The 25248-nt window shown below is 70.8% G+C and carries 21 protein-coding genes; 10 read left to right on the top strand and 11 right to left on the bottom strand.

Annotated elements, in window-relative coordinates:
- Nucleotides 1-62: 62 nt before the first annotated feature.
- Nucleotides 63-3659, bottom strand: a complete 3597-nt coding sequence (gene dnaE, locus AC3AGO_RS02210) for a DNA polymerase III subunit alpha (protein ID WP_487818366.1) — start codon at nucleotides 3657-3659, stop codon at nucleotides 63-65.
- Between the two features lie 192 nt (nucleotides 3660-3851).
- Between dnaE and AC3AGO_RS02205 the strand changes: the two genes are divergently transcribed.
- From AC3AGO_RS02205 to AC3AGO_RS02190, 4 genes are all read left to right on the top strand, one after another.
- Nucleotides 3852-4802 (top strand): LysR family transcriptional regulator, encoded by a 951-nt coding sequence (locus AC3AGO_RS02205; protein WP_487818365.1) that lies wholly within the window; start codon nucleotides 3852-3854, stop codon nucleotides 4800-4802.
- Between the two features lie 41 nt (nucleotides 4803-4843).
- Nucleotides 4844-5308, top strand: coding sequence for an SRPBCC family protein (locus tag AC3AGO_RS02200; protein WP_487818364.1), 465 nt, complete (start codon nucleotides 4844-4846; stop codon nucleotides 5306-5308).
- A gap of 165 nt (nucleotides 5309-5473) precedes the next feature.
- Nucleotides 5474-5848 (top strand): VOC family protein, encoded by a 375-nt coding sequence (locus AC3AGO_RS02195; protein WP_487818363.1) that lies wholly within the window; start codon nucleotides 5474-5476, stop codon nucleotides 5846-5848.
- 149 nt (nucleotides 5849-5997) lie between these two features.
- On the top strand, nucleotides 5998-7461 hold the full coding sequence (locus tag AC3AGO_RS02190) for an MFS transporter (protein ID WP_487818362.1): 1464 nt from the start codon (nucleotides 5998-6000) through the stop codon (nucleotides 7459-7461).
- Between the two features lie 22 nt (nucleotides 7462-7483).
- On the opposite strand, the gene AC3AGO_RS02185 is transcribed toward AC3AGO_RS02190, so the two are convergent.
- The gene (locus AC3AGO_RS02185) at nucleotides 7484-7852 is read right to left on the bottom strand and encodes a MerR family transcriptional regulator (protein ID WP_487818361.1); all 369 of its coding nucleotides are present in this window, start codon (nucleotides 7850-7852) and stop codon (nucleotides 7484-7486) included.
- Nucleotides 7853-8003: 151 nt separating this feature from the next.
- On the opposite strand from AC3AGO_RS02185, the gene AC3AGO_RS02180 reads away from it, so the two are divergent.
- Nucleotides 8004-8633 (top strand): flavodoxin family protein, encoded by a 630-nt coding sequence (locus AC3AGO_RS02180; protein ID WP_487818360.1) that lies wholly within the window; start codon nucleotides 8004-8006, stop codon nucleotides 8631-8633.
- A 123-nt stretch (nucleotides 8634-8756) separates the two neighbouring features.
- Nucleotides 8757-9947: an epoxide hydrolase family protein gene (locus AC3AGO_RS02175; protein ID WP_487818359.1), complete on the top strand. Its 1191-nt coding sequence runs from the start codon at nucleotides 8757-8759 to the stop codon at nucleotides 9945-9947.
- Nucleotides 9948-10159: 212 nt separating this feature from the next.
- On the opposite strand, the gene AC3AGO_RS02170 is transcribed toward AC3AGO_RS02175, so the two are convergent.
- The 3 genes from AC3AGO_RS02170 to AC3AGO_RS02160 form a co-directional block, all read right to left on the bottom strand.
- Nucleotides 10160-10804: a LysE family translocator gene (locus tag AC3AGO_RS02170; RefSeq protein ID WP_487818358.1), complete on the bottom strand. Its 645-nt coding sequence runs from the start codon at nucleotides 10802-10804 to the stop codon at nucleotides 10160-10162.
- A 325-nt stretch (nucleotides 10805-11129) separates the two neighbouring features.
- Nucleotides 11130-12845 (bottom strand): amidohydrolase, encoded by a 1716-nt coding sequence (locus AC3AGO_RS02165; RefSeq protein ID WP_487818357.1) that lies wholly within the window; start codon nucleotides 12843-12845, stop codon nucleotides 11130-11132.
- 68 nt (nucleotides 12846-12913) lie between these two features.
- Nucleotides 12914-13624, bottom strand: a complete 711-nt coding sequence (locus AC3AGO_RS02160; RefSeq protein ID WP_487818356.1) for a TetR/AcrR family transcriptional regulator — start codon at nucleotides 13622-13624, stop codon at nucleotides 12914-12916.
- Nucleotides 13625-13693: 69 nt separating this feature from the next.
- Between AC3AGO_RS02160 and AC3AGO_RS02155 the strand changes: the two genes are divergently transcribed.
- Together AC3AGO_RS02155 and AC3AGO_RS02150 are read left to right on the top strand one after the other, a co-directional pair.
- The gene (locus AC3AGO_RS02155) at nucleotides 13694-15142 is read left to right on the top strand and encodes a purine-cytosine permease family protein (RefSeq protein ID WP_487818355.1); all 1449 of its coding nucleotides are present in this window, start codon (nucleotides 13694-13696) and stop codon (nucleotides 15140-15142) included.
- 174 nt (nucleotides 15143-15316) lie between these two features.
- Entirely contained in the window at nucleotides 15317-16564 is a 1248-nt protein-coding gene (locus tag AC3AGO_RS02150) for an amidohydrolase (RefSeq protein WP_487818354.1), read from the top strand.
- Nucleotides 16565-16643: 79 nt separating this feature from the next.
- Here the strand turns inward: AC3AGO_RS02150 and AC3AGO_RS02145 are convergent, their stop codons facing one another.
- The 6 genes from AC3AGO_RS02145 to AC3AGO_RS02120 all read right to left on the bottom strand — a co-directional run bounded on the left by AC3AGO_RS02145 (nucleotide 16644) and on the right by AC3AGO_RS02120 (nucleotide 23211).
- Nucleotides 16644-17456 (bottom strand): alpha/beta fold hydrolase, encoded by an 813-nt coding sequence (locus AC3AGO_RS02145; RefSeq protein WP_487818353.1) that lies wholly within the window; start codon nucleotides 17454-17456, stop codon nucleotides 16644-16646.
- A gap of 180 nt (nucleotides 17457-17636) precedes the next feature.
- Nucleotides 17637-18839, bottom strand: a complete 1203-nt coding sequence (locus AC3AGO_RS02140; protein WP_487818352.1) for a beta-ketoacyl synthase N-terminal-like domain-containing protein — start codon at nucleotides 18837-18839, stop codon at nucleotides 17637-17639.
- Nucleotides 18840-19006: 167 nt separating this feature from the next.
- Entirely contained in the window at nucleotides 19007-20041 is a 1035-nt protein-coding gene (locus tag AC3AGO_RS02135) for a methyltransferase (protein ID WP_487818351.1), read from the bottom strand.
- 54 nt (nucleotides 20042-20095) lie between these two features.
- A complete protein-coding gene (locus AC3AGO_RS02130; RefSeq protein ID WP_487818350.1) occupies nucleotides 20096-21430 on the bottom strand; it encodes an acyl-CoA dehydrogenase family protein in 1335 nt (444 codons plus the stop codon).
- A gap of 227 nt (nucleotides 21431-21657) precedes the next feature.
- Nucleotides 21658-22002, bottom strand: coding sequence for a hypothetical protein (locus tag AC3AGO_RS02125; RefSeq protein ID WP_487818349.1), 345 nt, complete (start codon nucleotides 22000-22002; stop codon nucleotides 21658-21660).
- Between the two features lie 255 nt (nucleotides 22003-22257).
- Entirely contained in the window at nucleotides 22258-23211 is a 954-nt protein-coding gene (locus AC3AGO_RS02120) for a LysR family transcriptional regulator (protein WP_487818348.1), read from the bottom strand.
- A gap of 138 nt (nucleotides 23212-23349) precedes the next feature.
- Here AC3AGO_RS02120 and AC3AGO_RS02115 point away from each other — a divergent pair, with 138 nt between their 5' ends.
- Complete coding sequence (locus tag AC3AGO_RS02115; protein WP_487818347.1) at nucleotides 23350-24261, top strand: ABC transporter substrate-binding protein; 912 nt, start codon at nucleotides 23350-23352, stop codon at nucleotides 24259-24261.
- Complete coding sequence (locus AC3AGO_RS02110; protein ID WP_487818346.1) at nucleotides 24258-25229, top strand: amino acid ABC transporter permease; 972 nt, start codon at nucleotides 24258-24260, stop codon at nucleotides 25227-25229. The genes AC3AGO_RS02115 and AC3AGO_RS02110 overlap by 4 nt, the downstream gene beginning before the upstream one ends.
- Nucleotides 25230-25248 lie beyond the last annotated feature (19 nt).

Genomic DNA, 25248 nt, shown 5'->3' with positions numbered 1-25248 from the left:
CACTTCTCTGCGGCTCCCCGCTCAGCGCGCCTGCTCCGCGGCCAGGGCTGTCGCGCCCGCGCTCATGTGACGCCCACCCAGGCGTCCGCGCCGAACGCGCCCTTGATGTCCGAGGCGAGGGCCGACGCGTCGACCGTTGCCGCAAGGGCGTACACCGTGGTCGCGCGCGGGCCGCGGACGTTGAGGCGGACGGGGCTGTCGCCGGGGTGCGCTGCGAGGATGCGCTTGAGTTCGCCGACCGTCTGGCCGGTGATCCGGTGGGAGGGCAGGGCGAGTTGTACGGGTGGGCGGCCGCCGTGTTCCGCGGCGGAGACGTCCAGGACGGTGAGTTCGCGGCCGAAGAGGTTGAGTGTTCCCTCGCGGTCCTCGATCTTCCCCCGTACGGAGATGACGTTGTCCTCGGCCAGCGCGTGCTGCACGAGCTGGTAGGGGGCGGGGAAGAAGAGGACCTCGATGCTGCCGTCCCGGTCCGCGAGCTGCACGATGGCCCAGGCCTTGCCCTGCTTCGTCACCTTGCGCTGGAGACCGGTGATCAGCCCGGACAGTTGTACGTCGCCGGACGTGCGGCCGGAGGCGAGCAGTTCGGCCACCGAGCAGTCACGCGCGCCGGCGAGGACGTGTTCGGCCCCGTCCAGCGGGTGGGCCGATACGTACAGGCCGAGCATCTCCCGTTCTGTGGTCAGGAGTTGGCGCCGGGGCCACTCCTCCTCGTCGACGGGGAAGTCCAGCCCGAACGCGGGACTGTCGCTCGGCTGCGTGTCGAGGGAGGCGAACAGGTCGTCCTGTCCGAACCCCGCGGCCTTCTTGACGGGGATCACCGCGTCGACGGCCTGTTCGTGGATCGCGGTCAGGCCCCGGCGCGAGTGCCCCAGCGAGTCGAAGGCGCCCGCCTTGATGAGGGATTCCACGGCCCGTTTGTTGAGCGCGGGCAGTCCGGCCTTGTCCAGGAAGTCGGCGAAGGAGGTGAACCGGCCCTTGCCGCGGCGGGCTTCGGTGACGGCCTCGATGACGCCGTCACCGACGTTGCGTACGGAGCGCAGCCCGAACCGTACGTCGTCGCCGATCGCGGTGAACTCCGCGACGGACTCGTTCACATCGGGCTGGAGGACACGTACGCCGTTCTTGCGGGCGTCGGCGAGATAGACGGCCGCCTTGTCCTTGTCGTCGCCGACGGAGGTGAGCAGCGCGGCCATGTACTCGGCGGGATAGTTCGCCTTGAGGTAGGCGGTCCAGTAGGAGACGAGACCGTAGCCGGCGGTGTGCGACTTGTTGAACGCGTAGCCGGAGAAGGGCAGCATCACGTCCCACAGGGCCTGAACGGCCTCGTCCGAATAGCCGTTGGCCTTCATGCCGCCGTGGAATTTCTCCCACTCGGCGGCCAGCACCTCCGGCTTCTTCTTGCCCATCGCGCGGCGCAGCATGTCGGCGCCGCCGAGGGTGTAGCCGGCCAACTGCCGGGCGATGGCCATGATCTGCTCCTGGAAGATGAGCAGATGGTGGGTGGAGCCGAGGATCGGCTCCAGCGCTTCGCGCAGCTCCGGATGGACAGGTGAGGGCTGCTGCTTGCCGTTCTGGCGCAGCGCGTAGTTGGTGTGCGCGTTGGCGGCCATGGGCCCGGGCCGGTAGAGGGCGTTGGCCGCCGCGATGTCCTCGAACCGGGTGGGTTCCATCAGCTTGAGCAGCGCCCGCATGCCGCCGCCGTCGAGCTGGAAGACGCCGAGCGTGTTGCCCTCGGCCAGCAGCCGGTACGTCCGGGCGTCGTCCAGCGGGATCACCACCGTCGTCGGATCGCCGTCCGCGGGGTCGACGGTGGCCAGATTGATACCCCGGTTCTCCCGGATGTTCTCCAGGGCCTGGTCGATGACGCCCAGGTTCCGCAGGCCCAGGAAGTCCATCTTGACCAGGCCCATGGCTTCGCACGACGGATAGTCGAAGCCGGTGATCTTCACACCGTCCGCGGCGCGCATGTGCAGGGGGATCCGGTCGGTGAGCCGCGTCTTGGACAGGATGACCGCGGCCGCGTGTACGCCTGTGCCGCGGGTCAGACCTTCGACACCGCGCGCGGTGTCGATGACGCGCGCGACGTCGGGCTCGGCCTCGTACAGCTGCCGGATCTCGCCGGTCTCCGCGTACCGCTCGTGGGCGGGGTCGAACAGGGCGTCCAGCGGGGCGGGTTTGCCGTTCTGGTCCGGCGGGAGCGCCTTGGTGATGCGCTCGCCGTGGGCGAAGGGGTAGGCCAGGATCCGCGACGAGTCCTTGATCGCGTTCTTGGCCTTGATCTTGCCGAAGGTGTTCACCATGGCGGTGTACTCGTCGCCGTACTTCTCGGTGACGTAGCGGACCATGGCGTCGCGGCGCCGGTCGTCGAAGTCGAGGTCGACGTCCGGCGGGTTGATGCGCTCCGGGTTGAGGAACCGCTCGAAGAGCAACCCGTGCTCCAGCGGGCACAGTTCGGTGATGCGGGTGGCGTAGGCGACGATCGACCCGGTGGCCGAACCGCGCCCGGGCCCGATCGGGATCCGGTTCGCGCGTGCGTGCCGGCAGATGTCGGCGACGACGAGGAAGTACGAGCTGAAGCCCATCGGCCCGATCACCGTCATCTCGGTCTCGAACCGCTCCAGCACCTGCGACGGCACCGGATCCCCGTACCGCATCACCAGCCCCCGGAGGACCTCCTTGCGCAGCCAGGACTCCTGCGTCTCGCCCTCGGGCACGTCCGGGAACAGCGGCATCTCGTCGACGTGGTCGAAGACTTCGTCGTACGAACCGACACGTTCGGCCACGAGCAGGGTGTTGTCGCAGGCCTCGGGGAGCTCCGCGAAGAGGCGACGCATCTCGGCCGCGGACTTGAGGTAGTAGCCGGAACCGTTGAAGCGGAAGCGTGCCGGATCGTCCTTGTTCTTGCCGACGCCGATGCACAGCAGATTGTCGTGCGCCTCGGCCTGGTCCTCGGTGATGTAGTGCGCGTCGTTCGTGGCCAGCAGCGGGATGTCCAGCTCCCTTGCCAGGCGCAGCAGCCCGTCGCGGACCTGCCGCTCGATGTCCAGGCCGTGGTCCATCAGCTCCAGGAAGTAGTTCTCCCGCCCGAAGATCTCCTGATAGGCCGCGGCTGCCGCCCTGGCCTCCTCGTACTGCCGCAGCCGCAGACGCGTCTGGATCTCACCGGAGGGGCAGCCGGTGGTCGCGATGATCCCCTCGGCGCTTTCGGCGATCAACTCCCGGTCCATGCGCGGCTTTCCGGCCGGGAACTGCCCCTCGTAACTGGCCTGCGTGCTGAGCCGGAACAGATTGCGCAGCCCGCGCGCGTCCTGCGCCCACATCGTCATGTGCGTGAAGCGGCCGCCGCCGGACACGTCCTTCGAGCCCTCACCGTCCTCACCCACGGCACGCCGGCCGCCCGGCCCCCAGAACTCCCGCTTCCGGGCGAAGCGGGAGGACGGCGCCACGTACGCCTCGATCCCGATGATGGGGCGTACGCCGTCGAAGCCCTTCGCGACCTGAGCGAACTCGTAGGCACCGAACATGTTCCCGTGGTCGCTCATCGCGATCGCCGGCATCCCCTGCCGGGCCACCTCCGCGAACATCGGCTGCAGCTTCTGCGCACCGTCCAGCATCGAATACTCGGTGTGGTTGTGCAGATGGACGAAGGAATCCGGCATGCGGAGTCACCTCCACGGCGACATCGGGAAGCCCTGCCCGGGCAGGACGGACCGCCGGACCGGCGCAACTGCCGCTGTGCCGCCCGGGAACAGACGTTGACGAGCAGCATCAAATCCAGCTGTGGGCAGCCGGATCAAACAACGGATCGGCCCGCACGTCACAACCGACAGTTGTCCCCGTAGGGTGTCGGCGTGGACCTCACCGCCGTACGCACCTTCGTCGCCGCCGCCGACTCCGGGCAGTTCCAGGAAGCCGCCACCGAGCTGTCGATCACCCAGCAGGCCGTCTCCAAGCGGATCGCCGCGCTGGAGAAGGACGTCGGCGTACCCCTGTTCACCCGCACAGCCCGCGGAGCGCAGCTCACCATCGACGGACAGGCGTTCCTGCCGCACGCCCGCACCCTGCTCACCGCCGAGGAACGGGCGGCCGCCTCCGTACGCCCCGGCCGCCGCGCACTGCGCGTCGACGTGATCGGCCGGCGGCTCTCGATCGCCGGCCTGCTGCGCGACTTCCACCACGCGCACCCCGACACCGAACTCGACGTCGTCACGCTCTACGACGCCGAGCAGGCCGTCGCGGCGCTCGCCGCCGGCACCATCGACGCGACCTTCCGGGCCGTCACCATGCCCGGAACCCGCCTCCCCGACGGCATCGCCTCCATGCCGGTACTCGACGAACCCCTCGAACTGTTCACCGGCCCCGCGCACCCGTTCGCCGGCGCCGATGCCATCACGCCCGCGCAGCTCGCCGGGCACCGCATCTGGATGCCCGGCAACACCCCCGGCACCGAATGGCACGCCTACTACACCGAACTCGCCGACACCTTCGGCATGACCATCGACGCCATCGGCCCCAACTTCGGGGTCGAGGCACTGCTCGACACCATCGCCGCGTCCGCGACACTCGCGACGTTCCTCAGCGAACAGACGCCGCTGGTCTGGCCCGTCGACCACGACCTGCGCCGCGTCCCCCTGCACGACCCGACACCCGTCTACCCGCACTCCCTGCTGTGGCGCGCCGACAACCCGCACCCCGCCCTCGCCGCACTCCGCGACCACCTCACCGCGCGCCGCGCCGCGCCTCCCGCCGGGGCGCTGTGGCGGCCGAGTTGGGCGCGAGCCGCGGGGTCTGACGCGGGGTGACCAGTCGTGGTGCGTAGGGGAGGCCCCCTACGATGGCCCGCATGCTCACGGTGCAGGCCACTGAGGTGATCGCGTCCCGGCCGGAGGAACTGCTCGGGTTCGTGATGGACGTCGAACGGTACGCGGAGGTCGACCGGAAGATCCGGCCGGTCCGGTGGGTGCGAAGGGCGGACGGGTTCACCGAGTTCGGCTTCCGGCCGCGACTGGCCGGTCTGCCGGGGGCCGTGTCCGTGGCGCAGATGCGGCTCACCCCGGGCGAGCGCGTCGACATCCGGCTGGCACCGGCACCGGCCAACCGTCTGACGCGGCTGGCCTCCGACTTCGACGCCAGCTTCGTGTGCGTACCCGTCGACGGCGGCACGCGGCTGGTCCGCACCCTGAGTTTCCACTTCCGTCCCGCACTGCGGTGGCTGGCCGAGCCCCTGCTGCGGCGGAGACTCACCGCGGAGGTGGAGGAGGAAGTCCGGCTGCTGAAGGCGCACTTGGAGCAGTCGGAGCATCCCTGAGCGCTCGCCTGGTGCCGCGTTTCCGCGCTGCCGCGTCGGTGACTGTGCCGGGTTGTCGTCCCGGCTCTTTCGGGGACTGTCGTCCCGGCTCTCCGGGGGGCGTCAGCGGGAGCCCGGGAGTGTTGATACGGAGTGCGGCAGGAGCCGGCGTGGGATGCTCAGGTCATGCATCGGAGCCGTCTGCATGTCGTGCTGATCGATTCTCCTCCCGAGACCGCGGATGCGGGGATCGCCTTCTGGGCGGGCGCGCTCGGGCGGGAACCGGAGCCGGAGAAGGGGACGCCGTTCACGGTGCTGACGCCGATGGGTTCCGGCCAGGTGCTCGCGCACCAGCGCCTGGAGGAGGGCCCCTCGCGCATCCACCTCGACCTCGAAACCGACGACACGGCCGCCGAGGTGGCCCGTGTCGAGGCGCTCGGCGCGACGAGGCTGCGCGAGGTCGACGGATGCGTACAGATGCGGGACCCGATGGGACTCGTCTTCTGCGTGGTGCCGAGACAGAGCCCCGAGTTCGACGAGCACGCGACCACGTGGCCCTGATCCGCCCACGAGCGCGGGCCGTTGACGGGGGTGAGGGTGGGCTGTAGGAGGACCTGGTAGCTGTCGTTTTCGGTGAGGCCCGACCGGCTGCATCAGGATCTTCCGGCGGGCCGTGAGCGCAGACTTGACCGATCATCAGGAGTGCTGCCGTGCGACCCTCAGAGACCTCATCCGCGTCCGGCAGCCTCGGCTGGAACCGTGCGACAGCGATACTGGCGCTCCAGTCCTTCGCCATGCTGATTGTTTCGCTCGACCAGTACATCGTGGTCGTGGCGCTCCCCGACATCGCCCGCGACCTCGGCTATTCCGCGCGGACCCTCCAGTCGGTCATCAGCGTCTACGCGGTCGCCTCGGCCGGATTCCTGCTGTTCGGCGGGCGGGCCGCCGACCTGCTCGGGCGACGCCGCATCCTGGCCACAGGACTCGCGCTCTATGCCGGGACAGCGCTCGCGGGAGCACTCGCGACCGGTCCCGAAATGCTTCTCGCCGCCCGCGCGTTCCAAGGTCTCGGCGGAGCCCTCGTCTTCCCCACGACCCTGGCGCTCATCAACACCACCTTCGTCGAAGGCCGCGCCCGCAACCGTGCGCTGGGAATCTGGGGAGGGGCAGGCGCGGCGGGACTCGTCATCGGTGTGCTGCTCGGCGGTCTTCTGACACAGGCCTTCGGCTGGGAAGCAGTCTTCCTCGTCAACGTCGCCCTGGCCGCCCCCGCGCTGGTGCTCGCCTTCGTCGTGATCCCCCGGGACGGCGCACGCGAACAAGGCCGCAAATTCGACCTGCCCGGTGCGCTCAGCGTCACTCTCGGTGTCACGCTCCTCGTGTTCGCTCTCGTGCAAGGCCCCCAACTGGGCTGGCTTTCGCCGGGCATTCTGGGCAGCGCGACAGCGGGCGTCCTGCTGACGGGAGCTTTCGTCATCATCGAGCGGCGCAGCCCCGACCCGCTCATGCCGCCCCGGCTGCTGTCCAACCCCAACCTGGTCACCGGCGTCGTCATCGCGTTCATGTTCATGGCGACCTTCGGCTCCGTGCTCTACTTCCTGTCCCTGTACTTCCAGGAGATTCTGGGCTACGACGCTTTGCAGACGGGCGCCGGCTTCCTCCTCCCCACGGCAGTGGTGGTGGCCGGTTCGAGCACGGCAGGCCGGTTCGTGACGCGGTTCGGTCTCAGGCTCACGCTGGCCGCAGCGCTCGTCATCGGTGCGCTCGGTGCGGTCGCACTCGGCCTCGCGATTTCGCCGGACGGCACCTACCTCGAGCTCGTCCCCGGCCTCGTGGCGCTCGGCATCGGCGACGGGGTGGTCTTCACCACCATGTTCATCGCCGCCGCCACCGGAATCTCCGACCGGGAACAAGGCATCGCCTCCGGCGTCGCCTCCACAGGATCGGGCGCGGGCGCCGCTGTCGGCCTCGCCGTCCTCGTCCTGGTGGCGACTGCCGGCCTCGACGGCCTCTCCGGTGAACAGCTTCGCGTCGCCACCGCCGACGGGATCAGCACCACGCTCTTCGTCGTGGCGGGCGGCATCGCGCTGACCCTCCTCGTCGCCCTGCGCCGGTGCCCGACACCTCCCGAACCGCCGCTCGCCCCCGTGCCCTACCAGACCCGCCGCTGCTGACAGCGCGCGGCAGCCGTACGGGTCAGGCGTGGGCGGAGGGGAGGGCCGAGGGCTGGGTGAGGTAGGTGGCGAGGGTGGTGCGGGTGCGCCGGAGGTCGTCGATGCGGTCGTCCATGGCGGCCAACTCCCGGCCCAGGAGCTCCCGCAGTTCCTCGCACCAGTCGAAGCCGGGCTGCTCGCCGGGGGTGCAGGGCAGCACCGTACGGATCACCTCGGTGTTCAGGCCGGCATCGAGGAGGGCGCGCACCTGTCGTACGGTCGCGACGGTCTCCTCGCCGTACTCGCGGTAGCCGTTCGGGGCGCGCTCGGCTTCCAGCAGGCCCTGCTGCTCGTAGTAGCGCAGCAGCCGCGGGCTGACTCCCGTACGCCGGGACAACTCACCGATCAGCATGTGCCTGCTCCCTCACAGGTTGACCTTGCCACCAATGTGAAGCCATAGCGTCGGCTCGTGAGCAAACATTCCGCGCACGCCGTCCGCGGCGGCCGGGACGCGCCACCGTACTGCCGTTTTCCGTACGCGATCCGTACTGCTGGAGTGAGTCATGACTGCTACCGAGCCCGTCCCCAACGCCCCTGACACGAGCGGTCGTTCGTTTCTGTTCGTCCTCGGCAGCTCCCGGCCCGACGGCAACACCGAAATGCTCGCGCGGGCCGCCGCCGAGCAGCTGCCCGCCGGCGTAACGCAGCGCTGGGTGGACCTGGCCGCGCTCGATCTGCCCGACTTCCAGGACGGGCGGCACGAGTCCGGCTGGCGGCCGGGCGAGACGGAGGAGGCGCTGCGGCAGGCCACGCTGGAGGCCACGGATGTCGTCTTCGCCTCGCCCCTGTACTGGTACTCCCTCTCCGCGCAGACCAAGCGTTACCTCGACTACTGGTCGGGCTGGCTGAGCGCGCCCGGTTCGGACTTCGCGGAACGGATGGCCGGCCGCACCCTGTGGGGCGTGTCGGTCATGGCGCACCGCGAAGAGGCCGTCGGCGACGGGCTGTTGACCGTCATGAACAACACGGCCGCCTATATGGGGATGCGCTTCGGCGGAGTGCTGTTCGGCAACGGCTCACGGCCCGGGCAGGTCCGGAACGACGAGCAGGCGGCGATCCGCGCGAAGACCTTCTTCCAGCAGGACGCGCCGCTCGCCCGCTTCCCGTACGAGGAGAGTGCGGGGGAGGGGTAGCGGGCGGCGCCGGGGCGAGGGTGCGGAACGGGCCCCTCGCCCCCCCCCGTGGCCAATACGGCCGTCCCTGCGGCGTCCGATATCAGTCGCGCCGCCTGTACGCGCGGATCTAGCATCCCGCTCATGACCGGCCCACTCGAAGAACTCCGCCCGTACCGCATCGACTTCCCGCAGGCGGATCTGGACGATCTGCACGAACGGCTGGACCGTACGCGCTGGCCCGACGAACTGCCGGGCGTGGGCTGGGCGTACGGCGTGCCCCGCGACTATCTGCGGGAGCTGGCGCGCTCTTGGCGGCACGAGTACGACTGGCGCGCCGCGGAGGCCCGGCTGAACGAGTGGCCGCAGTACCTCACCACGATCGACGGCGCGCGCGTGCACTTCGCGCACATCCGGTCGCCGGAGCCTGACGCGACGCCGCTGATGATGACGCACGGCTGGCCGGGCTCGTTCGCGGAGTTCACCCGGGTCGCGGGTCCGCTCACCGACCCGCGGCGGTACGGCGGCGATCCCGCCGACGCCTTCCATCTCGTGCTGCCGAGCATCCCCGGGTTCGGGCTGTCCGGGCCGACAACCGACACCGGCTGGGAGTACCGGCGTACGGCCGCCGCGTTCGCCGAGCTGATGCGTCGGCTGGGCTATGAGCGGTACGGGGTGCAGGGCGGCGACTGGGGCGCGGCCATCTCGCGGGAGTTGGGCCGTACCCACCCCGAGTCCGTGATCGGCGTCCATCTGAACCTGCTGCCCGGCGCCGGGGCGACGCGGGAGCCCACCGGCGACGAACTGGCCGCGCTGAGCCCCGCGGAACGCGAACGCACGCTGGCCTCCTGGGAACGCCACCAGCACTGGACGCGTGAACGGCAGGGCTACGCCGACATCCAGTCCACCCGCCCGCAGACGCTTTCCTACGGGCTCACCGACTCACCCGTCGGCCAACTCGCCTGGATCGTGGAGAAGTTCAAGGAGTGGACCGACTCGCACGACAGTCCGGAGGACGCGGTCGACCGCGACCACCTGCTGACCAACGTGATGCTGTACTGGCTGACCGGCACCGCCGGTTCGTCGGCGCGGATCTACTACGAGCGCGCTCACGCCGCCTACTGGGGTACGCCTCCCGAACCGTCCACCGTGCCGACCGCGCTGGCCGACTTCCCGCGGGACAACTTCATCCCCCTGCGGCACATCGCGGAACGCACGAACACCCTCGTGCAGTGGAACAGCTACGACCGCGGCGGCCACTTCCCCGCCATGGAACAACCCGCCCTGCTCACCGCCGACATCAGAACCTTCTTCCGCACGCTCCGGACGTCCTGACGCGCCGACGGGCTTACTGATCGTTTCAGAATGAGGTCTCTGAGGGAGAAAATGCTGTCACGCTCGGCTTCGTCCGAAGGATCGCTCCACGCGTGCTGACGAACGCGTAACTCGGTCCACGTTTTCCGGTCGCATCCAGCTGACATCAGCTCCTCAGCCGATGCCGCAGCTGCCTCAGCGGAGCACCGGTCTCACAGGTGCACGTGCATGGCTCAGGCAGAGACAGGCGTACGGGACAGGGCTGTGCGCAGTGCGAAGACACCGAGCAAGCCGCCTGCCGCGAACCGCTGAGTGGTCATCACCCGGGGCCGGGCAGCCAGAAACCCCGAGACCCGTGCTGCGCCCAGCATGATCAGAGCGTTCACGGAGATCCCCACGATGATCTGCACGCCCCCGAGCTGCAGCAGTTGCGCCCAGGCCCGACCCGCCTGCGGATCCATGAACTGGGGCAGAAGAGCGGCGTACATGAGAGCGATCTTGGGGTTGAGCAGGTTGGTCAGGAGCCCCATCGAGAACAGGCGGGCGTCGGAGACGGGAGGCAGGTCCTGGGCCGGAGCGAACGGTGAGCGGCCACCGGGCTTGAGCATGTCCCAGGCCAGGTAGGCCAGGTAGGCGGCCCCGGCGAGCTTGACCACCGTGAACGCCAGCGGCACGGCGGCGAACAACGCGGACAGACCGGCAGCCGCGGCCAGCAGATAGCACAGGAATCCCACGGCGGTTCCGCTCAGGCTGACCAGGCCCGCCCTGCGGCCTTGGGTAATCGCGCGGGAGGCGAGGTGGATCATGTTCGGTCCCGGAGTCAGGGCCATGCCCAATTCGACCAGGGCCACTCCCCCCACTGCGGCCAGGCTGATCACTGGTCAACTCCCGATCGTTTGCCGGGTACCCGGCGTGGGGCGGCGCCCGGCGGCACCGGACGGCTGCGACGCATCGGCAGTGCCTGCGTCGCCTGCCTCAGGATACGGCCCTGCCGTTCGGTGTCTCCATGCACCCTGACTCCAGCCGGCCAAGAGCATCAACGACTGTCCCGCGAACGCGTCGGCGATCTCCGAGTGATCGGCCGGGCAGGTCCCGGTTGCTCACTCAGGGCGGCCGGAGACGGCAAGAGGGGTTCCGTGGCGGTCGACGATCAGGTGGTGCTTCGAGCCGGTGTGGCCACCCCGATGTGCCCGGTCCCGGCTGTCAGACGTGTGGGGCGCGGTGGGTGGGGGAGCCGTTCAATACCGTGAGCAGGACGGGGAGTTGGGGGAGTGACGTGGCGTCCACGGTGAGGGGGTTGTCGGCGAAGGCTGTGAGGTCCGCGCGGTAGCCGACGGCGATTCTTCCGGCCTGCTGCTCCTCGCCCGCGGCCCGCGCGGGGTTGAGGGTCATGCCCTGGAGCGCCTCCAGCGGGGTGAGGGCCTGGCCGGGCCCGTGCGGGGGCTGGGTCAGGTCGCGGGAGGGGCGGCGGTGGCGGGCGCCGGCCATGACGGCGAGCGGCGGGAAGGGCGCGATGGGCCAGTCGGAGCCGAGGACGACGGTGGCGCCGGCGTCCCACAGGTCGCGGCAGCGCCAGCCGCGGTCGGCCCGTACGTCGCCGAGGCGGCGCGACCAGTTGTCGCTGTGGTCGGCGCGGGTGAAGTCGCAGCCGTGGGTGGGCTGCATGGAGGCGAGCACGTCGAGTTCGCCGAACCGGGCGAGCGTGTCGTCGGGCACCGTCTCGATGTGCTCGACCCGGTGCCGCACGCCGGAGCCGTCCCGTAGGCCCGGTCCGGCCGGAGCGCCGGAGCCGCCCCGTACCGCCGGGCCCGCCTGTGAGACCTCACGTACGCCGGCGCCCGCCGCGCCGTCCAGTGCGCGGGCCTTCTCGACGGCGTCGAGGACGTGCCGTACGGCCGCGTCGCCGATGGCGTGCGTGGCGGTGGGCACTCCGGCCCGGTGGAGTTCGCCGATGATCTGCGTGTAGCGGCCGGGATCGGGCCAGAAGGCGTGGGTGGACTGGCCGTGGCAGTCGGGGTGTTCGAGCCAGGCGGTGCCGTTGTCGATGGTGCCGTCCATGAACAGCTTGACGCCCGCCGTACGCCACAACTGCCCGCCGGTGCCCTGCTGTTCGATGAGTGCGCGCACCCCGTCCGCGTCGGTGCCCGGCTGGCACCAGGGGGCGACCCGCAGCCGCAGGGAGAGCGCGTCGTCGTTGTCGAGGGCGGCGAACAGGTCGAGGCTCGCCCCGTTCGCGTCCATGGCGTGCCCGCCGGTGAGCCCCGCGGCGGCCATGTCCCGGAGCGCGCGGGCCAGTCGGGCGCGCCGCTCGTCGAGGCTGGGCCGGGGAGCCGCGGTCTCCACGAGCTCGATGGCGGCGCTCTCCAGCAGCAGCCCTGTGGGGCGGCCCGCGTCGTCGCAGACGACCTCGGCGGACTGCTCGAAGCCGCGCGGCCCGTCGACCCCGGCGAGTTCCAGGGCGCGGGGGCTGGCCAGCATCGAGTGGGCGTCGAAGAGTTCGAGGAGCGCCGGGATGCCGTCGAGTACGGGGCCGAGTTCGGCGGCTGCCACCGGCCGGTCGCCGAAGACGTTCGGGTCCAGGCCCCAGCCGTGCAGCCACGCGCCGGCCGCGAGGGTACGTACCTCGCGGGCCAGGGTCTGGCGTACGTCCTCGACCGTGGCGCAGCCCGACAGGTCCAGGCCCGCCGTGACGTCGGCGCCGGAGACGGGGTGCAGATGGCCGTCGACGAGGCCGGGCGTCACCACGGCACCCTTCAGATCGATCACCGTGGTCGAGGCGTCCGCGAGCGCGCGGATCTCCCGGTCCTCGCCCAGTGCGGAGATCCGTCCTCCGGAGGCGGCGAGCGCGGTGTGCGGCAGCAGTTCGCCGGTGGCCGGGTCGAGCAGACGGGCTGAGAGCAGGACAAGACTGGTGGGCACTGCGGCTCCTTGCGGGTGGGCCGGTTCGGGGCGGGCGGCCGCGCCGGACCGGGGAAGTGACCGGATCGTTACTGCGCGGGTGCCTCGCCGGGGCTGCCGGGGGCGACGGATTCCGCAGGGGCCGCGGCGCCGTTTTCCAGCGTCGCGTGGCGCGCCAACGTACCGGCCTCCAGGCCGAGTTCGCGCTCCGCGGTGAGGACGGCCATCCGCGTCACCGCGTCGGGCTGGTCCTCGGTGCCGGTGTCGGTGTTGGCCTGCGCGCCCAGACCGTCGATGACGACGAGGATCTGGATGGCCGTCACGTACGGGTCGTCCGTGTGCAACTCGCCCTGCTCGACGCCCTCGTGGAGCAGCCCCTCCAGCCGGCCGCGCCAGGCGGCCTCCTGGTGGGTGACCCGTTCGCGCAGCACGGGCCGGTAGCGGCTGAGGTGCCGGGCGTTGAGCCACAGCCGGCTGATGTCGTCGAACGCCGCGCCGGCCGCGAGGGAGAAGAAGCGCGCGAGGTGGTGCAGGGGTGTGCCGTCGGGCCGCCGCTCCGGGATGAGCGCGTCGAGTTCACCGCCGGCCGCCTTGCCGAACGCCTCGGCCACGAGGTCCTCCACGGCGGGGAAGTAGTGGCTGACGAGTCCGGGGCGCACGTCGAGCTGTTCGGCGATGCGGCGCAGCGTGACGCACTCCAGCCCCTCCGCCAGTGCCACGGCGGCCGCCGCGTCGACGATTTCCGCACGTCGGGCCCAGGGCGATTTCCGGATCCGCTTCCGCTGAACGCTTGACGACATACCGGGAACGCTATTGAGTGACCGACCAATAAGCAAGCAGGCGGCACGACCGGCACCCCGGAGGGCTTCATGGCTTCGCCCCTTCCCGACCCGCAGGCGAGTTCCCGGGCAGACACCGAACAGCCGGCCTCCGCGCAGGCCGGACGCATTGAGGTGCACGGCATCGACCACATCCCCGAGAGCGAACGGCATGGCCGCGCACGGGAGTTGTGCGCCGTGTGGGCGGCCGCGAACGTCAACTATCTGAGCCTCGTGGTCGGCGGCACCCTGATCCTCATGGGACTCACCCTCTGGCAGTCCCTCGCCGTGATCGTCGTCGGCAACCTGTTCTGGCTGCTGGTCGGACTGCTCGCCGTTTCGGGCCCCGCCTCCGGCACACCCAGCGAAGTCGTCATGCGCGCGATGTTCGGCATCCGCGGCAACCGCATCAACATCGCCGTCACCGGCTGGGCCATCTGCATCTGCTACATCGCGCTCAACATGGCGGCCGCCGCCCTCGCCGCCTTCTCCCTCGTACAGAAAGCCGGCATCACGCCGAACACCGGCGTCAAAATCGCCGTCGTGGTCGTCATCGCCGCGGTCACCCTGGCCATCGGGGTCTACGGGCACGCCACCATCGTGAAGCTCTACCTCCCGATCACGATCGCCCTCGCCGCGGCCTTCGCCGTCGTCGCCTTCAGCGTCCTCCAGCACGCCCACTGGGACTACCGGCCGGACGCACCCCTGCACGGCACCGGGCTGTGGGCGGCCCTCGCCGGCGGCGTCGCCCTCATGGCCGCGGGACCGCTCTCCTACACCAACAGCGCCGATTTCTCCCGCTACTTGCCCCGTACGACCCCGCCGCGCGCGGTCGCCGGCTGGACCGCGCTCGGAGCCTTCGTCCCCAGTCTCGTCGTCACCTCGCTGGGCACCCTCGCGGCCACCGCGCTCGACATGACCGACCCGCAGCGCGCGCTGGAGTCGATCCTGCCGGACTGGTTCACCCCGTTCTTCCTGCTCGCCCTCGTCCTCGGCACCATCTCCATCAACGCCATGACCGCCTACAGCTCCGGCCTCGCCCTGCAGTCCGTGGGCGTACGGATCCGCAGGTCCTACAGCGTGCTCGTGGACGGAGCGCTCGGTGTGGCGCTGACCCTGTACGCACTGCTCGTCTCCAACTTCCTCGACACCGTCAGCAGCGTCCTCCAGCTGACCGTCTGCCTGCTCGGCCCCAGCATGACCATCTACGCCGCCGACATCCTGCTGCGCCGCAACCGCTACGACGGGCCGGCGCTCACCGACGAGACGCCGGGCAGCCGCTACTGGTACACCGCCGGTGTCAACTGGGCAGGCGCCACAGCCCTGATCGCCGGCACCGCCGCTGCCGCGCTGTGCGTACGCACCGAGCTGTACGAGGGCCCCGTCGCCGGCGCCCTGGGCGGAGTCGACCTCTCTCTCCCGGTCGGCATGACCGTCGCCGCGGTCCTCTACGCGGCCATGATGCGCGGCACCCGGGCCGGACTCGACGCGCGCGGGTGAGCCGGTCGCGCGGAGCGCCCGTCCTCGAACGCGACCCGCACGGCGTGCGCTCCGGGGCCCGGAGATGGTGCGTGACATGCTGGTTTGTGGCGACAGCGGGGTATGTGACGCCCGGTCACCGGAGACAGCCTCCGGGGGTGAACGCCCGGCCGCCGGGATGAGGAGCCGCACACCATGGACAGCGCACCGGGCGAGTGGCACAGCGCCGTGCTGCCGCAACTGGCCGAGCTCTACAAGGATCTCCACCGCCACCCCGAGCTCTCGGGCCAGGAGACACGCACCGCTCGCGTACTGGCCGAGGCGCTGGAACCGCTGGGCTGGGAGACCCATACGGGCATCGGCGGGCACGGCATCGCGACCGTACTGCGCAACGGTGACGGACCCACGGTGATGCTGCGCGCCGACTTCGACGCGCTGCCGGTCGAGGAGGCCACCGGCCTGCCCTACGCCAGCACCCAGCAGGGCACCGCGCCGGACGGTGAGCCGGTCCCGGTGATGCACGCCTGCGGACACGACATGCACGCCACAGCGCTGGTGGGCGCGGCACGTCTGCTGGACGAGGCGAAGGAGAGCTGGTCCGGCACGCTCGTCGTGGTGATGCAGCCGGCCGAGGAACTCGCCACCGGCGCCCGCGACATGATCGCCGACGGGCTCTTCGACCGGGTGCCCAGGCCGGACATCGTGCTCGGCCAGCACGTCGGACCGCTGCCCGCCGGCTACGTCGGCTACCGCGAGGGCCCCGTGATGGCCGGCGTCGACGAGGCCACGATCACCCTCTTCGGGCGCGGCGGCCACGGCGCCCGCCCCGAGACGGCCGTCGACCCGGTGCTGCTCGCCGCCAACGTGGTCGTACGCCTCCAGGGCATCGTCTCGCGTGAAGTCCCGGCCACGGAGGCGGCCGTGATCACCGTCGGCCAGGTGCACGCCGGTACGAAGAACAACATCATTCCCGACCGCGCCGAGCTCGGGCTGACCATCCGCACCTACGCCGACGAGACGCGGCAGACCGTACGCGCCGCCATCGAGCGCATCGTGCGGGCCGAGGCGGCGGCCTCCGGCAGCCCCAAGGAGCCGGGGATCGAATGGGGCCTCAGCGCGCCCGTGCTGGTCAGCGACGAGGAGTCCACCCGTACGACCGTGGCCGCGATCGGCGAACAGCTGGGCCAAGACAAGCTGTTGCCGCTGCCGCAGGTCACCGCCAGCGAGGACGTCGGCGTCTTCGGCCGTGAACTGGGCGTGCCGACGGTCTTCTGGTTCTGGGGCGGCCTGGACGCCGAGACCGTCATGGGCGCGCTCGCCGAGGGCAACCACTCCGAACTGCCCGGCAACCACTCACCCGAGTTCGCCCCGGTCATCGAGCCGACCCTGGAGACCGGCGTCCTGGCCTTGTACGCCGGCGCCCTCGCCTGGCTCGACACCTGATCCGCGGGCCGGCACCTCCGTGCGGCGGCCGTGGTGCGCGCCGCCGTACGGACCCCAACTCACCCGACAGCAAGCCCCGTTACCCGCCCCGCAGCACCTTGCGCAGGACCTCGGCGAACTCCTCGGTGTGGTCGAGGAAGCCGGTGTGGTCGCCGGGGAACTCGACCGTGGCCGTGCCCAGTTGCCCGGCGAGCGCGGTGGAGGTGCGGTACGTGTCGAGGGCGCCGGAGCCGGCCCCTACGCCGACCACGACACGCGCGCGGGCTGACCGCAGTGCGGCGGTGTCGGGCACGTAGCGGGTGGTGCCCTGGATCTCGTGGCCGAAGAACCGGGCGCTGTTGGACAGATCCTGCAGCGAGGGCTCCTCCGGCGGACCGGCCGGAGCCTCCTCGTCACCGTCGGCCAGTCCGGCGTCGGCCATGAACTTCCCCCAGGCGGCGCCCACTCCCTCCTTGTGGAACAGCGCGACGGTGTCGTCCACGGAGGCGCGCTGCGCGGCGGCGTCCGGGAGCAGCTCCAGCAGCGGAGGCTCGTGCGCGACGAGCGTCCGTACGCGCGCGGGGTGCTGGGCGACCAGCGCGAGCCCCGTCACCGCGCCGCCGCTGCTGCCGAACACGTCGGCGGAGTCGGCCTCCAGGGCGTCGAGGAGGGCGACCACGTCGTCGGCCCGCAGCACGGGAGTTGAGTCCTGCTCGGGGTCGTCGAGGGTGCTGTGGGAGATGCCCCGCGGGTCGTGGGTGACGACGGTGTGCGTGCCGGCGAGTGCGTCGGCCAGGGTCGCGAACGACGCGGCGTCCATGGGGGATCCCATGACGAGCAGCAGCGGGCCCGTGCCGCGGACCGTGTAGTGGAGGCGGGCGCCGGGGACGGCGAGAGTGTGCGTGGTGGTCACGGCCGCTTGTCCTTCCGTAGTGGAGCCCCGTCGGTGGTGACGGTGGCAGGAAGGTGACTTCCGGCGCCGGGAGAAGTCATCGCACATGCCTCGTTGGACAGCCTCGTCGTACGGCAGGCGTACGAGGGGGTGGGGCGGGGAGCCCCACCCCCTCGGCGGGGAGCGGTGTGTGACGGCCGGTCAGGCGACAGGTGTCGGGGCGCCCTCGAAGAGGGCCGTGGAGATGTTGCCGCCGAAGCCGATGCCGAGCTGGAGGGTGAGGCCGCCGTCGCGCTCGACGGTGTCGCGGGCGAGGCGCGGGTGGCCGTCGGCGACGGGCTTGGGCACCGGCAGCCGGCCCTCGCGGTGGGAGGCGGCCATGACGACGGTGTCCATCAGGGGCGCCGCGCCCATGGTGTGACCGAGTAGCGGCTTGAGCCCGTAGCCGGTCGCCTCCTCCAGGTGGTCCAGGACGGCGATGTCGGCCTCGTTGCACTCCTGGGTGCCGGTGCCGTGGGCGCTGTAGTACCCGACCGCGGACCGTTCGGTGCGGGCGGCGGCCAGCGTGTCGTCGACGACGCGGAGCATCTGCGCGTGATCGGGCTTGATGGCGACCGGGTGGTAGGCGTCGTTGCCGAGCGTCGAGGACAGCAGCGAGGCGTACGGGCGGGCCGAGGAGGACCGGCTGAGCACCACGGCCGCTGCCGCCTCGCCCAGGACGAAGCCGCGGGTGCCGTCCTGGAAGGGCCGGCACACCGCCTCGGGCGGCGCGTCGTGGATGAGCGGGCCGAGCGAGGCGAACAGCGTCATCTCCTCGCCGTCGAAGCCGATGTCGGCCGCCGTCACCACCACATCGGTGGCGTCGCCGCAGTCCAGCAGCCGCTGCGCGACGGCCAGCGCGTGCAGCCCGGACGAACAGGCCGCGCTGACGACCATGGAAGGACCGGTGAACTGGTGCCGCACCATGGCCATTCCGGGCGGCGTGGTCCACGCCTGCTCCACGTACGAGCGGCGCGGGCTGACGGTCTCGGGGGCGAGGTAGCGCAGCCGCATGAGTTCGAGGTCGGCGCGGGTGGTGGAGTGCACGACCGCGACCCGTTCGCCGGGCTCCCAGCCCGCGGCGCGCGCGTCCTCGATGGCTTCGTCGACGGCGTAGGCGTACGCCTGCGCGTACCGGGACGTGCCGCTGTTCTCCGGCCCCTCGCCCTCCGGTACCCGCGCGAACCAGCACCCCTCGGGGAACCGCCCGCCCAGCTCGTACCACTGCTGTGCGGCGGGCTGACCGCTGGTCAGGCCGGTCCACATGGCGTCGGTGCCCCAGCCGTAGCCGGTGACAGCGCCGATGCCGACGATCGGTATGCCTGTGCCGGCTGCGCTTGCGCTGTTCATGCCGGTGCTGTTCATGACACTCCTTGCTGCGAGGGCCCCGAGGGGGAGGGGACGGAGGGGACGGGCAACGACGCGGGTGGCGGGGTGAATCGAGGTGGGGGAGCGAAGGGGGACGGGGAGCCGGAAGGGGCGGGCGGGCGAGCGAGGACCGCCAACGGGTCGCGGCTGAACCAGTGGCTGAACTAGGAGGCGGCGGGGGCCGCTTCGAGGATGCTGACCGCGGAGTCGGTGGGCACCACGCGCGTGAGCCGCAGTCCGGCCCGCGCGAGCAGGTCCGCGTACTCCGCGGCGGTGCGCTCGCGGCCGGTGGTGAGCGTGACCATCGCCAGGTCCAGCAGCTTGCCGGGATGCGGCTCGTCGCCGGAGGGCAGCACCATCTCGACGATGAGCAGCCGGCTGTGCGCGCTCATGGCCGCCGCGCAGGAGCGGAGGATGCGCAGACAGGTGTCCTCGTCGCAGTTGTGCAGGATGTGCGAGAGCAGATAGGCGTCCGAGGCGGGCGGCACCTTTTCGAAGAAGCTGCCGCTGACGGCCACGCAGCGCTCCGCCATCCCGGCCGAATCGATGTACTGGCGGGCGTGTTCGGTGCCCTCGGGAAGGTCGAACAGTACGCCGGCCAGATGGGGGTGCTCGCGCAGCACTGCGAGCAGCAGGGTGCCCAGACCGCCGCCGATGTCGGTGACGTACTCCGCCCACGAGAAGTCGTAGGCGCGGGCGACGGCTTCCGGTTCGTCACCGTGTACGGCGATCATCATGCGGTCGAACGCGGCGCCCTTGTCGGACCGTTGCCGCAGATACTCGAACCACGGCAGCCCGAGGGCGAGTTCGGTGCCCGTGCGGTCGGAGGCGAGGCGTTCGGGCAGGACGGTGAGCGATTCCCAGATGGGCCCCTGCAGGGTGAGCACCATGTCGCGGGTGCCGCTGGGATGGCCGGTGCACAGCGTCTCGCCGGTCGCCGTCAGCGCGTAGCGCTGCTCGGGCCCGCACTCCGGACCGGGAACGGTGGTGAGCACGTCCGTACTGGCCACGGCCCGCAGCACCTGGTGCAGGGAGTCCGGCCGTACGCCGGTCTTGTCCGCGAGCGTGCGGCACGTCTGCGGTCCGCCGCTGAGCAGGTCGGGAATGCCGAGCGAGGTGACGACGTGCAGCGCGCGTGCCATGAAGACGCCGAACATCGTGTCCTGGATGGTGTGTGGTGCCGTTTCGACTGCGGGCACAGTTGTCTCCCTGCCGTATCGGATCCGTGTCGGATGCTGCCGTGCGGAGCCGTCTCAGATGAAGGCGGTGATGTTCGGTTCGACGCCCAGTACGGCGCGTCCGAACACCTCCTTGTTGACCACCGGACTGGCGAACGCGTGCCGGCTCGCCGTCTGGATGTCGCGTACGAGGCCGCCCAGCGGACTCGGCTCCGCGAACGCGGAGGCGCCGTGCGCGGAGACCAACAGGTCGACCGCTTCGCAGCATTGGGCCACCACATGACCGAAGTGCATGCGGACACGCGCGCGGAACAGTGCGTCGGGGTACGTGCCCGCCGCGGCGTACGCGTCGATGCTGTCCGCCGCGCTGTGCGCCAGAGCGGTGGCCGCGTCCACGCGTGCCGTCGCCTCGGCGACCGCCAGCTGGAACGCCGTGGAGTCGCTGCGCCGGCCGTAGTGCGTGAAGGAGATGCCGCGCCGCGACGCGTCCCGGGACACCAACTCCAGTGCGGCGGACGCCATCCCGATGTACGGGGCCATCATGTGCGTCACCAGCGTCGGCAAAAAGGCAGACCGGTAGCGCAGGCTGACCTTCCTGTCCGTCTGGAAGGCGAGCTCTCCGCGTACGGCCGGCAGTACGGGCAGTACGCGATGGTCGGGCACGAAGAGCTGTTCGCCGGAGAGCGTGTTGCTGCCCGTGGCGCGCATCCCGGTGGTGAACCAGGTGTCCTCGACGGCCAGTTCACTCATCGACACGAGGGCGAAGCCGATGCCGTCCGGGTCGTCGTGCGCGTCCGCATTGTTGTGCACGGCATCCGGGGTGCCGCTCTCAGGCAGGGGGCTGCTGTTCTCGGGCAGAGGGAAGCCGAGCATGGCCCACTGGGCGTGCGCACACCCGGATGCGGGGCTCCACCGGCCGGTGAGGCTCCAGCCGCCGGTGACACGGTGCGCTGTCGCGCTGGGCGCGAACACGGAACACACCGCCGTATCGGGCCCGTTCGCGTACACATCGGCCTGGCCCGCGGTGGGAAACAGGCCCACCAGCCAGTCGCCGCAGCCCAGAATCCACTGCACCCAGCCCGCCGAGGGGTCCCCCTTCGACACTTCGATGGTGGTGTCCACCATCGTGCGCAGGTCGCATTCGTGGCCGCCGAACCGCCGCGGCACCCACATCCGGGACAGTCCGGCCCCGGCGAGTTCCTTCACCACCTCCTCGGACAGGCGGCGTTGTTCCTCACCCGCGACGCGGTGCCGCGCCACGAGTTCTCTCAAGTGCGCGGCGCGGGAAGTGAATTCCGGCGCGGGGGCGCGGATATCCGCGGAATCCCGCACATTCCCCGAGGGCCCCGCGGAATGCGCGGTCGCGGCATGTGGATCGGTGGCACCGCTGTGCGTCTCCAGTGCGCTCATGAAGTCCCCTTCTCTGCCTGCCCGGTGGGCCCGGAAAGGCCCGGGAATTGCCCCGCCGGGCCGCCCCGGGACGTACCCGGGGCGACCGGCAAGGAGGGTGCGAAGCACCCGGCGACGGGCCGGTACGGAAACCGGCGACGAGCCGGGACGGGCGCCGGTGACGGGCCGGTACGGCACACCGGGAACAGCCGGTTCGGGCGCCGGTCCCGGCCGGTACGCGAAGTGCGTCAGCCGCCGAGGGTCCCGGCCGCCGTCTCCACGACCGGGGAGAGGACGTCGTCCGCCATCTGACCGTGGATCTTGAGGTTGCCCGTGGGGTCGGTCAGCAGGTTGGTGACCTCCCAGGCGGGGTCGCTCAGGTGGTACATCTGCAGGTGGTGCCACAGCGCCGTCGCCGACTGGCCGACGGGGGCTGTGACGCCGCCGCCCGACTCCTTGTCGTGCGCCGACGCGCTGCCGGCCCCGGCGAAGCCCACGATCAGACCGGTCGCCAGCACCGTCGCCGCGGCCCGCGCGGTGCGCCGCACCAGGGGGCTCCGGCTGTTCCGTGCCGTACGGAAAGAAGCACTCATGAACTCTCTCTTCTCTCTCAACAATGAAGTCCGAATTCGCGTTGTGGTCCGGAACGCGTTCTCGGGTTGAAGAAGAGTTCAACAGCCTGCGGACGCCCGCGGGTTTCCCGGCCGTTGCCCGGCCGTGAAACATGATTCACCGTCAATGTGCCGGAAAATGAGGCGCAGTTGACCCGCTGTCCACAGCGGGGACATGACACGGAAACGGAAGCCCCGCTTCACCCCTCCCGGTCCCCTTCGCCCCCGTGGCCCGGTTCAGTCCGCGACCGTCGGGCACTCGCGCCCCTCCCGCTCGGGCAGGCCGGCCGCGGCCGCGTGGAGGAGATCGACAGCCTGGGGGAGGAAGGGATTGGGGTCGGTGGAGCGCCGCGTGGCGTAGACCCGGCGTGTGTGCGCCGGATCGGTGAGCCGGACCAGCCGTACTCCCGAAGTGCCGGGGGAGGGCGGCGTGTTCACGACGGCCAGCTCGGGTGCGATGGCCACGCCCAGTCCCTGCCGGACCAGCTCGTACGGCAGGTTGTAGTCGTTCGTGCGGAACAGCACCTCCGGCGCGAACCCGCCGGCCGCGCAGATGTGCTGGAGACAGCGCGCCGCGTCGGCGTCCTCGTGGTAGCTGATCCACCGCTCGTCGCGCAGGTCGGCGAGGCGGATCCGTGACTGTCCGGCCAGCCGGTGTCCCGGTGGGAGCAGGACGTACAGCGGCTCCTCCAGCACCAGCGTGTGCTCCAGGCCCTCGGGCCAACTGTGCGGCACCACCCCGTACTCGAAGATCACGGCGAGGTCCAGCCGCCCCTCCAGCACGGCGGGCACGGTCACTTGGGGGTCGCCCTCCTCGTACCGCACGTCGACCTCGGGCCGGTCACGCAGGAAACCCGTCAGCACCGTCGGCACCAGCCGGAACCCCGCGGACCAGAAGCTGCCCAGCCGCAGCCGGCCCCGCTCGGCGGCGGCGTACGCCCGCATCTCGTTCTCCGTCGCCGACAGATCGGCCAGCAGCCGCGTCGCGCGCCCGGCGAGCTGCAGTCCGGCCGGGGTGGGGCGCACACTGCGCGGCGAACGCTCGAAGAGCGGCACGCCCAGGGCGCGTTCGACGGCAGAGATCTGCTGGGAGACAGCGGAGGGCGTGTAGCCCAGACGCCGCGCGGCCGTACGGAAGGAGCCGGCGGCGACGACCTCGCGGACCGCGAGCAACTGGGGCGGAGTGAGCATCAGAAGAACTTAACAGCGCGTGTGCAGACGTTCATTCTCACTGATCTTGTCTGGGCCCCCACCGTCCCGCAGATTGGGCGGTCCACCCACCCCGTACCGAACAGAACCCCAGGCCGGCGGCTTGGAAGGGAGACACCTGTGCCCGGACGGCACGCACGGGCCCGCGCCGTGGCGCTCCCCCTCGCGCTCGCGGCGCTCCTCACTCTGACCGTGACCGCCTGCGGCGGCACCACCACCGTCAACCAGTCCAAGGTGCCTAAGCAGCGCGCCGATTCCGCCCTGCGCGCGCACCTCCCCGCGGACATCCGCGACAAGGGAGCCCTCACCTCGGCCGTCGGCAACGACTACCCGCCCCTCTCCCTCCTCGACATCGACAACAAGACCGTCATCGGCGCCGAACCCGACCTCATCCGCGCCATCGGCGAGACCCTCGGCCTGCGCGTGAAGCTGGTCCAGGCGAACTTCGACAGCGTCATCGGCGGCGTCCGCTCCCAGCGCTACGACGTGGCGATCCAGGCCATGCTCGACAAGAAGGAACGCCAGGGACAGGTCACGTTCGTCGACTACATGAAGACGAGCAGCTCGATCCTCGTCTCCGAACAGGCCGACGGGAACATCCGCTCCCTCACGAGCCTGTGCGGCAGCCAAGTCGCCGTCGAACAGGGCACGTCACAGGTCGACGACATCACCGCGCAGGCCGCGAAGTGCCGGGCGAAGGGCAAGCCGGCGCTGGAGAAGCTCGTCTTCCCCGACTCCGTCGGCTGCTTCCAGGCACTGTCCACCGGCCGCGCCGACGCGTTCGTCGGCGGCACCCCCACCGTCGACTACCAGGCACGCATGTCGCACGGAAGGTTCCGTACGGCCGGTGAGCCGTACCGCTTCCTGCCCTACGGAATCCTGGTCAACAAGGAGGAACGGACCTTGGTACGGGCCATCCACGGCGCCCTGCAGAAGCTCATCGACAACGGCACCTACGCGAAGATCCTCCAGCAGTGGAACATCGACTCCGGGGCCCTGGAGCGCGCCACGGTCAACGGGGGCGCGGCATGACCGAGACCCTCGCCCGTACGGACTCCGGCGACTCGGGCGCCTCCCGCGACGCGGCCGAGTCCCTGCGCGCCGTCCCGGTGCGTCGCCCCGGACTGCGCCTGGCCGCCGTCCTCGTCGTCTTCGTACTCGTCTTCCTGCTCGAAGGCTGGATCACCAACCCGCGCATGCAGTGGGGCACCGTCGGCGACTTCCTCTTCTCGCCCGTCATCATGGAAGGACTGCGCACCACACTGCTGCTGACCGTCCTCGCCATGGCGCTCGGCATCGCCGGCGGGGTCGTCCTCGCCGTCCTGCGGATGTCCGCGAACCCGATCCTGTCCTACCTCAGCTGGTGCTACATCTGGGTCTTCCGCGGCACCCCGCTGCTGGTCCAACTCCTGTTCTGGTACTTCCTGTCCGCGATCGTCCCCACCCTCGGCCTCGGCATCCCGTGGGGGCCGACGTTCGTCGAAGCCGAGACGAACGTCCTCATCACCCAGCTCACCGCCGCCGTCCTCGGCCTCGGCCTGCACGAGGCCGCCTACATGGCGGAAATCGTCCGCGCGGGCGTCTCCTCCGTCGACGACGGCCAGAACGAGGCAGCCCAGGCGCTCGGCATGTCCCGCGCCCAGACCCTGCGCCGCATCGTGCTGCCGCAGGCGCTGCGCATCATCATCCCGCCCACGGGCAACCAGGCCATCTCCATGCTGAAGACCACCTCGCTGGTCTTCGCCATCGCCGTACCCGAACTGCTCACCTCCATCCAGGGCATCTACTCGCGCAACTTCCAGCAGGTTCCGCTGCTGGTGGTCGCCTGCTTCTGGTATCTCGTGGCGACGTCCGTCCTCAACATCGGCCAGTACTACCTGGAACGCCGCTACGGACGCGGCGCGAGCCGCGAACTGCCGCCCACCCCGCTCCAGAAGCTCCGCGCCGCAGCCGCCAAACACGGTGCCGCTGCCACACACCGTGAGGAGACGGCACGTTGACCACCGGTACACCGACCCC

Source organism: Streptomyces sp. BL1 (assembly GCF_057628045.1).
Note: the sequence above shows the minus strand (reverse complement) of the source record. Positions and strands in the feature narration are given on the sequence as shown.

Coding starts and splice junctions, on each gene's coding strand:
- AC3AGO_RS02195 (WP_487818363.1), top strand. CDS start 5,474: ATGCATCGGAGCCGTCTGCATGTCGTGCTGATCGATTCTCCTCCCGAG.
- AC3AGO_RS02125 (WP_487818349.1), bottom strand. CDS start 22,002: ATGAGTGCTTCTTTCCGTACGGCACGGAACAGCCGGAGCCCCCTGGTG.
- AC3AGO_RS02150 (WP_487818354.1), top strand. CDS start 15,317: ATGGACAGCGCACCGGGCGAGTGGCACAGCGCCGTGCTGCCGCAACTG.
- dnaE (WP_487818366.1), bottom strand. CDS start 3,659: ATGCCGGATTCCTTCGTCCATCTGCACAACCACACCGAGTATTCGATG.
- AC3AGO_RS02130 (WP_487818350.1), bottom strand. CDS start 21,430: ATGAGCGCACTGGAGACGCACAGCGGTGCCACCGATCCACATGCCGCG.
- AC3AGO_RS02185 (WP_487818361.1), bottom strand. CDS start 7,852: ATGCTGATCGGTGAGTTGTCCCGGCGTACGGGAGTCAGCCCGCGGCTG.
- AC3AGO_RS02200 (WP_487818364.1), top strand. CDS start 4,844: ATGCTCACGGTGCAGGCCACTGAGGTGATCGCGTCCCGGCCGGAGGAA.
- AC3AGO_RS02180 (WP_487818360.1), top strand. CDS start 8,004: ATGACTGCTACCGAGCCCGTCCCCAACGCCCCTGACACGAGCGGTCGT.
- AC3AGO_RS02160 (WP_487818356.1), bottom strand. CDS start 13,624: ATGTCGTCAAGCGTTCAGCGGAAGCGGATCCGGAAATCGCCCTGGGCC.
- AC3AGO_RS02140 (WP_487818352.1), bottom strand. CDS start 18,839: ATGAACAGCACCGGCATGAACAGCGCAAGCGCAGCCGGCACAGGCATA.
- AC3AGO_RS02155 (WP_487818355.1), top strand. CDS start 13,694: ATGGCTTCGCCCCTTCCCGACCCGCAGGCGAGTTCCCGGGCAGACACC.
- AC3AGO_RS02110 (WP_487818346.1), top strand. CDS start 24,258: ATGACCGAGACCCTCGCCCGTACGGACTCCGGCGACTCGGGCGCCTCC.
- AC3AGO_RS02120 (WP_487818348.1), bottom strand. CDS start 23,211: ATGCTCACTCCGCCCCAGTTGCTCGCGGTCCGCGAGGTCGTCGCCGCC.
- AC3AGO_RS02175 (WP_487818359.1), top strand. CDS start 8,757: ATGACCGGCCCACTCGAAGAACTCCGCCCGTACCGCATCGACTTCCCG.